We start from the raw sequence: 14,112 nt of genomic DNA on the forward strand, positions 1-14,112 counted from the left end.
TTCCGTGTGATCATCTGCATCGGTGGCTGCGGGATGCCGGTTGATGTCGTCCAACGTCGTGCACCTGCGGTTCGCCGCTGAGTAGGGTCCTCTGGACTCAAGGCAAGCACGGATCGGGCGGCGGGGGCGGCCGAACAGCCGGATTGACCCCCGCAGTGGGTTACATCACGTGATGTCCGCTGACGCGGGCGGCTGGGGGGAGTTGTTCGGTGCACGCACGGGTGCCGCATGTGGCGGGGTTCGCGCGCTGGCCGCACGAGCGGTCGGCGAAACAGCAGGGCAAGGCGCTGCGCGAGAGCGTGCCGCGGGACGTCTTCGGACGGCCCGAGCTGTGGACGTGGCGGGAGCGGGAGAACGCGGGCGCCGGGGGCGGCGCGGCCGCCGTCGCCGCCGTCGAGGAGTCCAACGCCGGGCGGATACCCGAGCTGGTGCCGCTGCGCGTGGGGCGGATGGCGGCGAGCCCGTTCGCCTTCCTGCGCGGTTCCGCCGGGCTCATGGCCGCCGACCTCGCCGACCGGCCGGTGACCGGCCTCGCCGCCCAGATATGCGGCGACGCGCACGCGGCGAACTTCGGCCTCTACGGCGACGCCCGCGGCGGCCTGGTGATGGACATCAACGACTTCGACGAGACCGCGCGCGGCCCCTGGGAGTGGGACGTGCTGCGGCTCGCGGTGTCGCTGGTGCTGGCCGGGCGCGAGGCGGGCGCGGCCGAGGACGTCTGCCGGGCGGCGGCGTACGACGCGGTGGGCGCCTACCGGCGGACGATGCGGCTGCTGGCCAAGCTCCCGGTGCACGAGGCGTGGAACGCCATCGCCGACGAGCGGCTGGTCGCGCACGCCGGGGCCCACGACCTGGCCGGGACGCTGGAGCAGGTCTCCGCGAAGGCCCGGCGCAACACCAGCGCGAAGTTCGCGGCGCGCTCCACCGAGACGCTGGACGGGGGCGCGCGGCGCTTCACCGACGCCCCGCCGGTGCTGCGGCGGATACCGGACGCGGAGGCCGCGGCCGTCGCGGGCGCACTGGACGGCTACCTGCGCACGGTCGGCGAGGACCGGCTGCCGCTGCTCGCCCGCTACGCCGTGCACGACGTCGCCTTCCGGGTGGTCGGCACCGGCAGCGTGGGGACCAGGTCGTACGTGGTGCTGCTGCTGGACCACCTGGGGGAGCCGCTGGTGCTCCAGGTCAAGGAGGCCCGCGCCTCGGCGCTGCTGCCGCACCTGGCGAAGGCCGGTTTCGCCGCGGAACCCGCGGGGCACGAGGGGCGCCGGGTCGTGCTCGGCCAGAAACGGATGCAGGTCGTCAGCGACCTGCTGCTCGGCTGGACGGACGTGTCCGGTGTGCCGTACCAGGTGCGGCAGTTCCGGAACCGGAAGGGCAGCGTGGACCCCGCGACGCTGCCTCCCGGGCTGCTGGACGACTACGCCCGGATGACCGGTGCGCTGCTGGCCAGGGCGCACGCGCACAGCGCGGATCCGCGCGCGGTGGCCGGTTACTGCGGCAAGAACGAGGAACTGGACGACGCGGTGGCGGCCTTCGCGGTGGCCTACGCCGACCGGACCGAGGCCGACCACGCCGACCTGCTCGCGGCCGTCCGCAGCGGGCGGCTGGCCGCGGAGACGGAGGGCTGAGCCCGGTTGTGCGCGGTGCCGGGCCGGGGGCGGGGCGCGGGGCCGTGCCCGCCCGGCGCTTTCGGCGCGTTCGGCGGGACAGGGCCTAGGCTGTCCGGGTGACGAACACCTTCGGAACCGAGTCCGCCGCCGCGTCCGGCCCTGCCGCCGTGCCCGGTGCCGCGCCCGCGTCGGCAGGGCAGGAGCGGCTGGCGAAGGCGGTGCGCGCGGCCGAGCAGGCGCTGATCGAGTTCGAGATCGCCGTGGAGACCTTCCGGGTCGAGGTGGAGAACTTCTCGCGGCTGCACCACCAGCGGCTCGGCCCGATGTACGCGCGCCTGGACGAGCTGGACGCGCTGATCGCGGAGGCCGTCGCGGCCCACAGCGGGGACCGGGCGGACATCGAGCGGGCCTGGGAGGCCCGCGCCCTCGTCATGCCCATGCCTGGTGTGGAGGAGCTGTTCGGCGGGCTGCTCGGCTCGGACGGGGTACGCCCGGTGGAGGACCCCAACCCGCCGCGCCGGGTCCGCCCCGGCAAGGAGGCCCAGCGCCTCTACCGCGAACTGGTCCGCAAGGCCCACCCCGACCTCGCGCAGGACGACGAGGAGGAGAAGGAGCGGCGCAGCGCCTTCATCGCCCGCGTCAACGAGGCCTACGCCTACGCGGACGAGGACGCGCTCCAGGCCCTGGCCGAGGAGTGGGAGGCCGGGCCCGTACCGCTCGCGGACCTGCCCGGCGAGGCGGAGGTGCTCTACGCCCGGCTGGAGTGGCTGGCCGAGCGCAAGGAGATGCTGGCCGCCATGGTCACCGAGCTGGACGAGAGTGCGATCGGCCAGATGATGCGGCTCTCGCCCGAGGACCCGGACGCGCTGCTCAACGAGATCGCCGAGCAGCTTCTCGGCCAGGTCGCCCAGCGTGAGGCCAGGCTCGCCGAACTCGTCCAGGACCCCGCCGGCGGCTGAGGTAGCTTTGCGGGAGCCCACGCGTCACCGCGTTCTCCCGCGCCCCAGGAGGCCGACCCGATGTTCCGTTCGCAGCTGCCCTCGGTGGATGCCGCCGCCGTACCGGCCGGCGCCGTCCTGCTCGACGTCCGTGAGGACGACGAATGGGCGGCGGGCCACGCCGAAGGCGCCGTCCACATCCCCATGGGCGAGGTCGTCGCCCGGATCGACGAGGTGCCCGAGGGCGCCCCGCTCCATGTCGTCTGCCGGGTCGGCGGCCGGTCGGCCCAGGTCACGCAGTATCTGATCGCCCAGGGCCGGGACGCGGTGAACGTCAGCGGCGGCATGCTCGACTGGGAGGCCGCGGGCCGCCCTGTCGTCACCGGCGACGGCGCCGCGGGCTTCGTGGTCTGACGCTCCGCCCCGCGTCCGGCCCGTCCCGCGTCCGGCCCGTCCCACGGACGGCCGGTCCGCGGACCGCGGCCCGGCCGATGCGACCCGTCCGCCGGTCAGGCGTCGAAGTCGACCTCGACCTCGGGGGTGAGCGGGTGCGACTGGCAGGCCAGTACGTAGCCCGCCTCGGTCTCCTCCGGCTCCAGCGCGAAGTTGCGGTCCATCCGCACCTCGCCGGACACCAGCCGGCTCCGGCACGTCCCGCACACCCCGCCCTTGCAGGCGAACGGGGCGTCCGGCCGGTTGCGCAGCACCGTCTCCAGCACGCTCTCCCCGGCCTGCGAGCGCCAGCTGCCCGCCCGGCCGTCCAGCGTCGCCCGGACCGTGCCGCCGCCGGGTATCGCCGCGGCGGCGCCGGGCGCGGGCGGCTCGTCCACATGGAAGATCTCCTGGTGGACCCGCGACCGGGGCACGCCGAGCCCGCGCAGCGCGCGTTCGGCCGCGCCGACGAGGCCGAGCGGACCGCACAGATACCAGCCGTCCACCTCCGCGACGGGCAGCAGCGCGGGCAGCAGCGCCGTCAGGCGGTCGGTGTCCAGCCGCCCGGTCGGCAGCCCCGTCTGCTGCTCCTCCCGGGAGAGCGCGGAGACCAGCTGGAAGCGGTCCGGCCAGCGGTCCTTGAGCTCGGCCACCTCGTCCAGGAACATGGTGGAGGCCGCCGAACGGTCGCTGCGGACCAGGCAGAACCGCGCCCGGGGCTCGCGCGCCAGCAGTGTCGCGGCCTGCGACAGCACCGGGGTGATGCCGCTGCCGCCGACGACCGCGGCGAAGCGGCCCGGCCGCGGCTCCAGGACGAACCGGCCCGCGGGCGTCATGACGTCCAGGACGTCCCCGGGCGCCAGCTCCTTGAACGCGTACGTCGAGAACTCGCCCGTCTCCACCAGCCGCACCCCCACCCGCAGCCGCCGCGGCCCCGGGTCGGGGCCCGCGGCCACCGGGTCGCACAGCGAGTAGGTGCGGCGGATCTCCGCGCCGTCCACCCTGCGGCGGATCACGATGTGCTGGCCGGGCGCGTAGCGATACGCCCCGCGCAGCTCCTCGGGGACCTCGAACGTGAGGGTCACCGAGTCGTCGGTGAGCGGGCTGACCTCGGCCACCCGCAGCGGATGGAACATTCACACCTCCTTGAAGTGGTCGAACGGCTCGCCGCAGGACTCGCAGCGGCGCAGCGCCTTGCACGCCGTGGACGAGAAGCGGCTCAGCAGCACCGTCTCGGTGGAGCCGCAGTGCGGGCAGCGCACCGCCAGGTCGACGGCGACGGGCGTGCCCCGGTCGCCCGCGGCCGCGCCCGGACCGGCACCCGGCCGCGGTGGCGCGACGCCGTGCTCGGCGAGCTTGCGGCGGCCCTCGGCGCTGATCGCGTCGGTCGTCCAGGCGGGCGCCAGTACGGTGCGGACCTCCACGTCGGACATGCCGTGCTCGGTGAGCACCCGGGTGATGTCGGCCGCCATCGTGTCCAGCGCCGGGCAGCCCGTCCACGTCGGGGTCAGCTGCACCTCGACCCGGCCCGGTCCGGTGACCTCCACGCCGCGCAGCACCCCCAGGTCGGCGAGCGAGACCACCGGCAGCTCCGGATCCGGGACCTCGCCGACCAGCCGCAGCAGCTCGCGCTCCAGCGGGCTGTCGCTCACCATGACGCCCCCGGGTGGGCGCGGTGCAGATACTGCATCTCGGCCAGCAGGCGCCCGAAGGCCTCGGTGTGGACGCCCTGCCGTCCGCCGCCCGCCGACCACGCCGTGCGGTCGCTGCCCTGCGGCACGGCGAGGGTCGCCCGCTCCAGGACCGCCCCGATCCGCTCCAGCCAGGCCCCGCGCAGCGCGGGCAGCTCCACCGTAAGCCCGTCCAGCGGGTCGAACAGCTCCGCGGTGTACGGCCACAGCTCCTCCAGGGCGCGCTGCATCCTGCGGTGGCTCTCCTCCGTCCCGTCGCCGAGCCGCAGCGTCCACTGCTCGGCGTGGTCGCGGTGGTAGGCGACCTCCTTGACCGCCTTGGCGGCCAGCGGCGCCAGCTCGCCGTCGCCGCCGGCGAGCGCGCCGTACAGCAGCTCCTGGTAGACCGAGAAGAAGAGCTGGCGGGCGATGGTGTCGGCGAAGTCGCCGTTGGGGTGCTCCACCAGCTGGACGTTGCGGAACTGGTGGGCCTCGCGGCCGAAGGCCAGTTCGTCCTCGTCGCCGGTCAGGGAGAGCAGGGTGCGGGCCTGGCCGAGCAGGTCCAGGGCGATGTTGGTGAGGGCGACGTCCTCCTCCAGTACGGGGGCGTTCCCGGCCCACTCCCCCAGCCGCTGGGCGAGCACGAGGGCGTCGTCGCCCAGGGCCAGGGCGGCGGCCGCGGTGGCCGAGGGGCCCGGCGCGGTGGTCGGCGGGGTCACGGGCGCGGTCACAGGTGCTTCACCCCCTCGGGGATCGCGTAGAACGTCGGGTGGCGGTACGGCTTGTCGGCGGCGGGCTCGAAGAAGGCGTCCTTCTCGTCGGGGGAGGAGGCGGTGACCGCCGCGGACGGCACCACCCAGATCGACACGCCCTCCGCCCGCCGGGTGTAGAGATCCCGCGCGTTGCGCAGGGCCATCTCGGCGTCCGGGGCGTGCAGGCTGCCCGCGTGGGTGTGGCTGAGCCCGCGCCGGCTGCGGACGAAGACCTCCCACAGCGGCCACTCGCCGCCCGGCTGCTGCTGCCCGCTCATGCGTCCTTCTCCTGCCGCTGCTGTTCCTGCTGCCGCTGCCCGTTCGTGCGCCCATGCCCGTCCGCGCCCTCCGGTCCGGAGGCGTGCTTGGCGGCGTAGGCGGCCGCCGCCTGTCGCACCCAGGCGCCCTTCTCGTGGGCCGACCGGCGGCGCTCCAGCCGCTCGCGGTTGCACGGTCCGTTGCCCCGCAGCACCTCGCGGAACTCCGTCCAGTCGATCGGCCCGTGGTCGTAGCCGCCGCGCTCCTCGTTCCACCGCAGGTCGGGGTCGGGGAGCGTCAGGCCGAGGATCTCCGCCTGCGGGACGCATATGTCCACGAAGCGGCGCCGCAGCTCGTCGTTGGAATGGCGCTTGATCCGCCAGGCCATCGACTGGGCGGAATGCGCCGACTCGTCGTCGGGCGGGCCGAACATCATCAGCGAGGGCCACCACCAGCGGTTCACCGCGTCCTGCGCCATGGTGCGCTGCTCGGGGGTGCCGCGGCTGAGGGCGAGCAGCAGCTCGTACCCCTGCCGCTGGTGGAAGGACTCCTCTTTGCAGATGCGCACCATCGCCCGCGCGTACGGGCCGTAGGAGCAGCGGCACAGCGGCACCTGGTTGGTGATCGCGGCGCCGTCCACCAGCCAGCCGATGGCTCCGACGTCCGCCCAGGTGAGCGTGGGGTAGTTGAAGATCGAGGAATACCGCTGGCGGCCCGCGTGCAGTTTGTCCAGCAGGTCGTCGCGGCTGACGCCCAGGGTCTCGGTCGCGCTGTAGAGATAGAGGCCGTGGCCCGCCTCGTCCTGGACCTTGGCCATCAGTATCGCTTTGCGGCGCAGCGAGGGGGCGCGGGTGATCCAGTTGGCCTCGGGCTGCATGCCGATGATTTCCGAGTGGGCGTGTTGCGCCATCTGGCGGACCAGCGTGTCCCGGTAGGCGTCCGGCATCCAGTCGCGCGGCTCGATCCGCACCTCGTCGGCCACCGCCGCGTCGAAGGCCTCCGTGAGCGCTCTGACGTCCTCAGCGGCGGCCGCCTGGGCGGTCGCTCCGGTCGCTCCGGTCGCCCGGGGCGCGGCCGTGCCCGTCGTCGTCGCCGTGGTCGTCATGCGGACGCCTCCTTCGCGCGGATGCCCTGTCCTGCTCTGCCGGATGCACCACCGACCGATCGTTCGGTCCGTTCCATGGTCGATGGCCGGTCATGGGGGTGTCAAGGCATTCCGTCACCTGTGGATAACTCGGTAAGGTCACCGCCGGACTTCGGGATCGGTAGCGTGCTGCCCGGCATGAGCGCGCCTGGTGCGACGACGTGAGAGCGGAGAGACGATGGAGTCAGCGGAGGGGTCGACGCCCCAGGTGGCGACGTTGTCGCTGCCCGCACGAATAACGGTGGCGGTGACCGTCGGCGTCGTCGCCGTGGGAGCGCTCTTCCACCTCGGCATGGTGTTCCTGCACGTCTCGCCGTCGAACACGCTCAACACCCAGCACGCCGCGGCGGTGAGCGACTACATCTATCCCGAGTTCGAGCAGAACTGGAAGCTGTTCGCGCCCGATCCGGTCCAGCAGAACAATCATGTGCAGGCCAGGGCGGAGGTCCGCAAGCCGGACGGCAGCACCCAGACCACCGGATGGGTGGACCTGACGGCGCAGGACGTGGCGGCCATGCGGCACAACCCGATCCCCAGCCACACCGACCAGAACGAGCTACGGCGCGCCTGGGGCTACTACACCGACACCCACAACGACCAGAACCAGCCGACCTCGGGCAACGGCAGCGACCTGAGCGACACCTACCTGCGCAACATCATCTCCGAGCGCCTCGGCACGCACCTCGACGGCGGGACGGTCGTCCGCATCCAGGCGCGGGCGGCGGTCACCCCGGTCGCCAAGCCGGACTGGAGCGGCCAGGCCCCCAGCGCCACGACCACTTACCGTGAACTGCCGTGGTGGGTCCTCCCCACGGCCCCTGCCGGGCAGGAGAAGGCCTCGTGAGCGACCCACGCACCCCCGCCGGATCCGCCGCTCCCGACGCCCCCGGTGTTAGTGCCGGTACCGGTGCCGGTGCGGGTGGCAGCCACGCCGCGGCCGACGCTCCCGGCAAGGACGACGGGCCCGTGCCCTCGCCCTTCGCCGGGCTCGGCGCGGCCGTCGACCGCGGTATCGCCCAGGGCCTGGCCAAGGTCACCGGTTCCGCCCTCGGCCCCTACCAGGTCGCGATCGTCCGCATCGGCTTCGCGCTGACCTGGCTGCTCTTCCTGCTGCGCGAATTCCCGCACCGCTCGGAGCTGTACGGCCCCGACAGCCCGTGGAGCTTCGACCTCGCCAAGCGGCTGATCGCCGGCAACCACGCCTTCACCGCGCTGATGTGGAGCGACAGCCGCGGCTGGTTCGAGCTGGTCTACGCGGTGGCGATCGTCAGCAGCGCCATGCTGCTGGTCGGCTGGCGCACCAGGACCGCGTCCGTGCTCTTCATGATCGGCGTGCTGTCGCTGCAGAACCGCAGCGTCTTCATGGGCGACGGCGGCGACAACGTCGTCCACCTCATGGCCATCTACCTGGTCTTCACCCGCTGCGGCCAGGTCTGGTCGGTCGACCGCAGGCTCGCCGACCGGGCCGCGGCCAGGGCCGGGGCGCGGGGCGTGGTGGAGCCCGAACTCTCCGCCGACCTGCTGCCCGCGCGCACCGGGAGCGACCCCGTGGGCGTCGGGCTGTGGGTGCTGCTGGCCGCGGGCCTGGTCCTCGCCACGTCGATGGGCAAGCTCTCCACCGAGTGGAAGGTGGCCCTGTGGGCGGGCCTGCTGGTCCAGGCGCTGTGGTGGGCGGTGCGCCGCTACGCGCCCGGTGAGCCGCGCTCGGTGCTCGACATCATGGCCAACGTCATCCACAACGGCGCCATGCTGGTGATCGTCGTGGAGGTCTGCCTGATCTACTCCACGGCCGGCTGGTACAAGATCCAGGGCAGCCGGTGGGAGGACGGCACCGCGCTCTACTACCCGCTCCACCTGGACGACTTCACGCCGTGGCCCTCGCTCTCGCACACGCTGGCGGGCAACTCGCTGATGGTCATGCTGATCACCTACGGCACCGTCATCGTGCAGGTCGCCTTCCCCTTCACCCTCTTCAACCGCAAGGTGAAGAACGTGCTGCTGGGCGCGATGATGCTGGAGCACGCGTCGATCGCGATCGTGCTCGGGCTGCCCATCTTCTCGCTGGCGATGATCGCCGCCGACTCCGTCTTCCTGCCCACCAACTTCCTGCGCTGGATCGGCCAGCACGTGGCCCGGCTGCTGCGGCTGTCCACCGGTCCGCGCGAGGCGGCCGCGGTCCCGGGCAGCAGGCAGGCCGGCGACGTCCCCGCGGGCGGCACACCGGTGGCCGAGCCGGTGACCGACCTGACCTGAGGCCCCCGGGCCTGTCCCTTCCCGAGCCGCCCCGGCCTCCCGGACCACACCCGGGAGGCCGGGGCGGCTCGGCGTCCGGCCGTAGGCTGGGCGCCATGAGCGACGAGCAGGCCGCGATCCGGCTGTCCGGGGAGCGGTCCGCCGTGATCCGCTGGCACGAGCACGCCGCGGACGCGGTGCTGCTCGACGGCTTCCACGCCCTCAAGCACGCGCTGCGCTTCGGCGCCGACGTCCTCGTCGCGGTCAGCAGCGACAAGGAGGCCGTGCTGCGGCTCGCCGCCGACCTGGCGCCCGACCTGACGGCCGCCCTCAGGGCGTGCGTGACCGAGATCCCGGCCGCCGAGCTGCGCGGCCTGGTGGCCAGGGTCCACCCCACCGCGGTGGCCGCCCTCGCCGCCGCCCCCGACCCCGCGCGCCGTACCGCGGCGCTGACCGCGCTGCCCCGGCGCGCGCCCGTTGTCGTCCTCGACCGCCCCCGCAACCTCGGCAACGTCGGCGCCGTCGTCCGGCTCGCCGCCGGTTTCGGGGTGACGGGCGTGGTCACCACGGGCGACCTGGACCCCTGGCACCCCAACGCCGTACGCGCCGGCGCCGGACTGCACTACGCGACCGCGGTGGCCCGCACCGGCCCGGAGGGGCTGCCGCCGGGCCCGCTGCACGTCCTCGACCCGGAGGGCGAGGACATCCGGGCCGCCGAGCTGCCGGACGACGCGCTGATCGTCTTCGGCTCGGAGCGGCACGGGGTGTCCGAGGAGCTGCGGGCCCGCGCCACCGCGCTGGTGGCGCTGCCGATGCGCCCGCAGGTGTCCAGCTACAACCTCGCCACCAGCGTCGGCATGGCCCTCTACCACTGGGCGGCCACCTCGGCTTCCGTGCGGGTGCCGGGCCGCTCCTGAGCACCGGCGGGCCGCGGACGGGGCGCAGGCGGGCGGCGCGCCCCGGCCCCGGCCTGGTGCGGCTCAGGCGGGCCTGCGCACCTCCACCGTCCGGAAACGGCCCGCGACGAAGGCCGCGTCGCACAGGGCCGCGTTGGCCGCGGGATTGCCGCCGGAGCCGTGCAGGTCGGAGAAGGCGGCCGTCTGGTTCACGTACACCCCGCCGGTCAGGTTGAGCGACAGCTGGGCGCACTCCTCGAAGCACACCTCCTCCAGCCGCCGTTCGACCTCGGGCGAGGTCGTGTAGCCGCCGACCGTCATGGCGCCGTGGTCGCGGACGGTGCGGCGCAGCAGCTTCAGCGCCTCGTCGGTGGAGTCGACGGCGACGGCGAACGCGACCGGGCCGAAGCACTCGGCGGTGAAGAGGGCCTCGCTGTCGGGCTTGGCCGCGTCCAGCCGGACCAGGGCCGGGGTGCGGACCACAGCGTCGGGGAAGTCGGGGTGGACGACCTCCCGGGAGGCGAGCGCCACCTCGCCCATGCCGGGGGCGGCCTCCACCCGGGCCCTGACCTCCGGGTTGACCAGGGCGCCGAGCAGCGCGTTGGCCCGCGCGTCGTCACCGAGCAGCTTCTCCACGGCGGCGGCGAGGTCGGCGACCACCTCGTCGTACGTCCGCGGTCCGGCCTCGGTGCTGATGCCGTGCCTGGGGATCAGCAGATTCTGCGGCGTCGTGCACATCTGGCCGCTGTAGAGGGACAGCGAGAAGGCCAGGTTGGCGAGCATGCCGCGGTAGTCGTCGGTGGAGTCGACGACCACCGTGTTGACGCCGGCCTTCTCGGTGAAGACCAGCGCCTGCCGGGCGTTGGCCTCCAGCCAGTCGCCGAAGGCGGTCGAACCGGTGTAGTCGACGATGCGGATCTCGGGTCGCAGCGCCAGCGTCTTGGCCAGGCCCTCGCCGGGGCGCTCCACGGCCAGGCACACCAGGTCGGGGGAGAAGCCCGCCTCGGCCAGTACGTCACGGGCGGCGGACACCGTCAGCGCGAGCGGCAGCACGGCCTGCGGATGGGGCTTGACCAGCACCGCGTTGCCGGTGGCCAGCGAGGCGAAGAGACCCGGGTAGCCGTTCCAGGTCGGGAAGGTGTTGCAGCCGATGACCAGGCCGATGCCGCGCGGCACCGCGGTGAAGGACTTCCGCAGCTCCAGCGGATCGCGTTTGCCCTGCGGCTTCACCCACTCGGCGGTGCCGGGCACGCGGACCTGTTCGGCGTACGCGTAGGCCACCGCTTCCAGACCGCGGTCCTGGGCGTGCGGGCCACCGGCCTGGAAGGCCATCGTGAAGGCCTGGCCGGAGGTGTGCATGACGGCGTGGGCCATCTCGTGGGTCCGCGTGTTGATCCTGGCCAGGATCTCCAGGCAGACCAGTGCCCGGGTCTCCGGTCCGGCCTCCCGCCAGGCGGGCATCGCCGCGCGCATCGCGGGCAGCAGGACGTCCGGGTCGGGGTGCGGATAGCTCACGCCCAGCTCCACGCCGTACGGCGAGCGCTCGCCGCCCGTCCACTCGTCCGTGCCCGGCTGCTCCGCCGCGAACGGGAAGGGCCTGCCGGGCAGCGCGTCGAACGCGGCCTTGCCTTCCTCGGCGTCCCCGTACGCCTTGGGGTGCTCGGGGTAGGGCGACCAGAAGCCGCGCGTCCTGATCGTGTCCAGCGCCGTGTCGAGGGTGGCGCGGTGGCGTTCTGCCAGGGACTGGGGGGAGAGACCGGCGGACAATGGGACCAACTCCTCGTCGAGCTGCGCGGAGTGAGGGCGACACAGCTAGATTAACCGAATGGTCGGTCGGGACAAGGCGGCCGTCCCGGGCCTGTGGAAAACTCTCCGGGCCCGTCGCGCCCCCCGGCCACCGGGCACCGCGAGCGCCGCGACGGGCCGGGACGGGGACGGCCAGGGAGGGGCGGAACGTGGACGGGCAGGCACGGGCAGGACGCCGCGAGAGGGAACAGGGGACAGTGTGACCGGGATCGACCGCACCAGCACCGTGGCCGTCGTCGGCACCGGCACCATGGGCCAGGGCATCGCGCAGGTCGCGCTGCTCGCCGGCCACCGGGTGCTGCTGCACGACGCCCTTCCGGGACGGGCCGAAGCCGCCGCCGACGGCGTGGCGGGCCGCCTCGACCGGCTGGTCGCCAAGGGCAGGCTCGGCGCGAGCGAGCAAAAGGAGGCGCTGGCGCGGCTCGTACCCGTGGAGAGCGCCGCCGAGCTGGCGGACGCCGCGCTCGTGGTGGAGGCCGCCGTCGAGGACCTGGCCGCCAAGCAGGCGCTCTTCGCGGGCCTGGAGGACGTCGTCGCGGACGGCTGCCTGCTGGCGACCAACACCTCCTCGCTGCCGGTGACCGCCATCGGCGGCGCGCTGCGGCTGCCGGGCCGGCTGGTCGGGATGCACTTCTTCAACCCGGCCCCGCTGCTGCCGCTGGTCGAGGTGGTCGCGGGTGCGGAGAGCTCCCCGGCGGCCGTCTCCCGCGCCGCGGACACGGCGACCGCGTGGGGCAAGACACCGGTGCGCTGCACGGACACCCCCGGCTTCATCGTCAACCGCATCGCGCGACCCTTCTACGCCGAGGCCCTGCGGCTGTACGAGGAGCGGGTCGCGGACCCGGCGACCATCGACGCCGTCCTGCGCGAATGCGGCGGCTTCGCCATGGGGCCCTTCGAGCTGATGGACCTGATCGGCCAGGACGTCAACGAGGCGGTGACCCGTACGGTCTGGGAGGCCTTCTTCCACGACCCGAAGTTCACCCCGTCGGTGGCCCAGCGCCGCCTGGTGGAGTCGGGCCGGCTCGGCAGGAAGTCCGGCCGCGGCTGGTATCCCTATCCGGCGGACGGCCGCCCCGGCGGCACCGCGGACCCCGGACACCAGCCGCACACCGCCGAACCCGCCCTGGCGCCGACCAGGGTGCTGGTGCGCGGCAGCCTGGGGCCCGCGCGGGAGGTGGTGCCGATGCTGCGGGAGGCCGGTGTCGAGGTCGCCGAGGACCCCGAGGGCGGTGACGGCGGCCTCGTGCTGCCCGACGGGACGCTGCTCCGCCTGGCCGCGGGCCGGGAGAGCGACGAACCGGAGATCAGCTTCGACCTCGCGGCCGACTACCGGGCCGCCACCCGGATCGCGCTGGCACCCGAACCGGGGGTGCACGCGGACGCGGTGGCGCACGCGGTGGGCCTCTTCCAGGCGCTCGGCAAGGAGGTCAGTGTCGTCAACAGCGCTCCCGGCCTGATCGTGGCGCGGACCGTCGCCATGCTGGCCGACCTCGCGGCCGACGCGGTCGCGCGCCAGGTGGCCTCCGCCGAGGACGTCGACACCGCGATGCGGCTGGGGGTTAACTACCCGCTGGGCCCGCTGGAGTGGTGCGACCGTATCTCGGCGCAATACACGGTGGATGTGCTGGAGGGGATGCACGACATGTACCCCACCGGGCGCTACGCGCCCAGCCAGGGGCTGAGGCGGCGCGCGTGGCGGGAGCAGGATGTGATCTCCTCATGACCATGCCGAAGCGCGACACCTATACGCCGGACTCGCTGCTCGCCGTGGCCGTGGAGGTCTTCAACGAGCGCGGTTACGACGGCACGTCCATGGAGGACCTCTCCCGCGTGGCCGGGATCTCCAAGTCCTCCATCTACCACCATGTGCGCGGCAAAGAGGAGCTGCTCCACCGGGCGGTGGGGCGCGCGCTCGACGCGCTCTTCGGCATCCTGGAGGAGCCCGCGGCGCGGGAGGGTGCCGCGGTGCGGCAGCTGGAGTTCGTCATCCGGCGCACGGCCGTGGTCCTGATGGACGAACTCCCCTATGTGACGCTGCTGCTGCGGGTGCGCGGCAACACCACGACGGAGCGCTGGGCCATGAAGCGCCGCCGGGAGTTCGACCAGCGGGTCGCGGAGCTGCTCAAGGCCGCGGTGGCGGAGGGGGACCTGCGGACGGACGTGGAGGCGCGGCTGGCGACCAGGCTGCTCTTCGGGATGATCAACTCCATAGCCGAGTGGTACCGGCCGGCCGCCAAGGGCGCGCTGGACCGGGAGCAGGTCGCCGACGCCGTGGTGCGGCTGGCCTTCGACGGGCTGCGCGCGTAGGAGGCAGGCGCCTGACCTCGCCTCGCTGTCACCCGAACGGTCGAAGGCGGGCCGCGAGCCGTCG

At 73.7% G+C, this 14,112-nt stretch carries 14 protein-coding genes; 8 read left to right on the forward strand and 6 right to left on the reverse strand.

Features of this window, described 5'->3' with window-relative positions; translation table 11 throughout:
* Window positions 1–209 precede the first annotated feature (209 nt).
* From ACWERV_RS02310 to ACWERV_RS02320, 3 genes are all read left to right on the forward strand, one after another.
* The gene (locus ACWERV_RS02310; protein ID WP_452927654.1) at window positions 210–1,628 is read left to right on the forward strand and encodes a DUF2252 domain-containing protein; all 1,419 of its coding nucleotides are present in this window, start codon (window positions 210–212) and stop codon (window positions 1,626–1,628) included.
* A 98-nt stretch (window positions 1,629–1,726) separates the two neighbouring features.
* Complete coding sequence (locus ACWERV_RS02315; protein WP_452927657.1) at window positions 1,727–2,569, forward strand: hypothetical protein; 843 nt, start codon at window positions 1,727–1,729, stop codon at window positions 2,567–2,569.
* A 60-nt stretch (window positions 2,570–2,629) separates the two neighbouring features.
* The gene (locus ACWERV_RS02320) at window positions 2,630–2,962 is read left to right on the forward strand and encodes a rhodanese-like domain-containing protein (RefSeq protein ID WP_398175044.1); all 333 of its coding nucleotides are present in this window, start codon (window positions 2,630–2,632) and stop codon (window positions 2,960–2,962) included.
* Between the two features lie 95 nt (window positions 2,963–3,057).
* On the opposite strand, the gene ACWERV_RS02325 is transcribed toward ACWERV_RS02320, so the two are convergent.
* Genes ACWERV_RS02325 through paaA form a run of 5 tightly spaced genes read right to left on the reverse strand, consistent with a single transcriptional unit; the run spans window position 3,058 to window position 6,765 of the window.
* A complete protein-coding gene (locus ACWERV_RS02325) occupies window positions 3,058–4,116 on the reverse strand; it encodes a 2Fe-2S iron-sulfur cluster-binding protein (RefSeq protein WP_452927660.1) in 1,059 nt (352 codons plus the stop codon).
* Window positions 4,117–4,635: a 1,2-phenylacetyl-CoA epoxidase subunit PaaD gene (gene paaD, locus ACWERV_RS02330; RefSeq protein WP_452927663.1), complete on the reverse strand. Its 519-nt coding sequence runs from the start codon at window positions 4,633–4,635 to the stop codon at window positions 4,117–4,119.
* The gene (gene paaC / locus ACWERV_RS02335) at window positions 4,629–5,381 is read right to left on the reverse strand and encodes a 1,2-phenylacetyl-CoA epoxidase subunit PaaC (protein ID WP_452927665.1); all 753 of its coding nucleotides are present in this window, start codon (window positions 5,379–5,381) and stop codon (window positions 4,629–4,631) included. Before paaC ends, paaD begins: the two co-directional genes overlap by 7 nt.
* Window positions 5,378–5,680 carry a 1,2-phenylacetyl-CoA epoxidase subunit PaaB gene (gene paaB / locus ACWERV_RS02340; protein ID WP_398175032.1) on the reverse strand — a complete coding sequence of 101 codons (303 nt, stop codon included), beginning with the start codon at window positions 5,678–5,680 and terminating at the stop codon, window positions 5,378–5,380. Before paaB ends, paaC begins: the two co-directional genes overlap by 4 nt.
* Window positions 5,677–6,765, reverse strand: coding sequence for a 1,2-phenylacetyl-CoA epoxidase subunit PaaA (gene paaA, locus ACWERV_RS02345; protein WP_452927669.1), 1,089 nt, complete (start codon window positions 6,763–6,765; stop codon window positions 5,677–5,679). Before paaA ends, paaB begins: the two co-directional genes overlap by 4 nt.
* A 217-nt stretch (window positions 6,766–6,982) precedes the next feature.
* Here paaA and ACWERV_RS02350 point away from each other — a divergent pair, with 217 nt between their 5' ends.
* From ACWERV_RS02350 to ACWERV_RS02360, 3 genes are all read left to right on the forward strand, one after another.
* Entirely contained in the window at window positions 6,983–7,648 is a 666-nt protein-coding gene (locus ACWERV_RS02350) for a DUF5819 family protein (RefSeq protein ID WP_398175026.1), read from the forward strand.
* Window positions 7,649–7,770: 122 nt separating this feature from the next.
* Window positions 7,771–9,057, forward strand: a complete 1,287-nt coding sequence (locus tag ACWERV_RS02355; protein ID WP_452927672.1) for an HTTM domain-containing protein — start codon at window positions 7,771–7,773, stop codon at window positions 9,055–9,057.
* A 95-nt stretch (window positions 9,058–9,152) separates the two neighbouring features.
* Window positions 9,153–9,953 (forward strand): TrmH family RNA methyltransferase, encoded by an 801-nt coding sequence (locus ACWERV_RS02360; protein WP_452927674.1) that lies wholly within the window; start codon window positions 9,153–9,155, stop codon window positions 9,951–9,953.
* Window positions 9,954–10,016: 63 nt separating this feature from the next.
* On the opposite strand, the gene paaN is transcribed toward ACWERV_RS02360, so the two are convergent.
* Window positions 10,017–11,699, reverse strand: a complete 1,683-nt coding sequence (paaN, locus tag ACWERV_RS02365) for a phenylacetic acid degradation protein PaaN (RefSeq protein ID WP_452927677.1) — start codon at window positions 11,697–11,699, stop codon at window positions 10,017–10,019.
* Between the two features lie 238 nt (window positions 11,700–11,937).
* Here paaN and ACWERV_RS02370 point away from each other — a divergent pair, with 238 nt between their 5' ends.
* Window positions 11,938–13,464, forward strand: coding sequence for a 3-hydroxyacyl-CoA dehydrogenase (locus ACWERV_RS02370; protein WP_452927680.1), 1,527 nt, complete (start codon window positions 11,938–11,940; stop codon window positions 13,462–13,464).
* Entirely contained in the window at window positions 13,461–14,048 is a 588-nt protein-coding gene (locus ACWERV_RS02375; RefSeq protein ID WP_398175011.1) for a TetR/AcrR family transcriptional regulator, read from the forward strand. The genes ACWERV_RS02370 and ACWERV_RS02375 overlap by 4 nt, the downstream gene beginning before the upstream one ends.
* Window positions 14,049–14,112 lie beyond the last annotated feature (64 nt).

It is taken from the genome of Streptomyces sp. NPDC004031, from assembly GCF_053604375.1.

Coding starts and splice junctions, on each gene's coding strand:
- ACWERV_RS02320 (WP_398175044.1), top strand. CDS start 2,630: ATGTTCCGTTCGCAGCTGCCCTCGGTGGATGCCGCCGCCGTACCGGCC.
- ACWERV_RS02325 (WP_452927660.1), bottom strand. CDS start 4,116: ATGTTCCATCCGCTGCGGGTGGCCGAGGTCAGCCCGCTCACCGACGAC.
- paaD (WP_452927663.1), bottom strand. CDS start 4,635: ATGGTGAGCGACAGCCCGCTGGAGCGCGAGCTGCTGCGGCTGGTCGGC.
- paaB (WP_398175032.1), bottom strand. CDS start 5,680: ATGAGCGGGCAGCAGCAGCCGGGCGGCGAGTGGCCGCTGTGGGAGGTC.
- paaA (WP_452927669.1), bottom strand. CDS start 6,765: ATGACGACCACGGCGACGACGACGGGCACGGCCGCGCCCCGGGCGACC.
- ACWERV_RS02350 (WP_398175026.1), top strand. CDS start 6,983: ATGGAGTCAGCGGAGGGGTCGACGCCCCAGGTGGCGACGTTGTCGCTG.
- ACWERV_RS02360 (WP_452927674.1), top strand. CDS start 9,153: ATGAGCGACGAGCAGGCCGCGATCCGGCTGTCCGGGGAGCGGTCCGCC.
- ACWERV_RS02375 (WP_398175011.1), top strand. CDS start 13,461: ATGACCATGCCGAAGCGCGACACCTATACGCCGGACTCGCTGCTCGCC.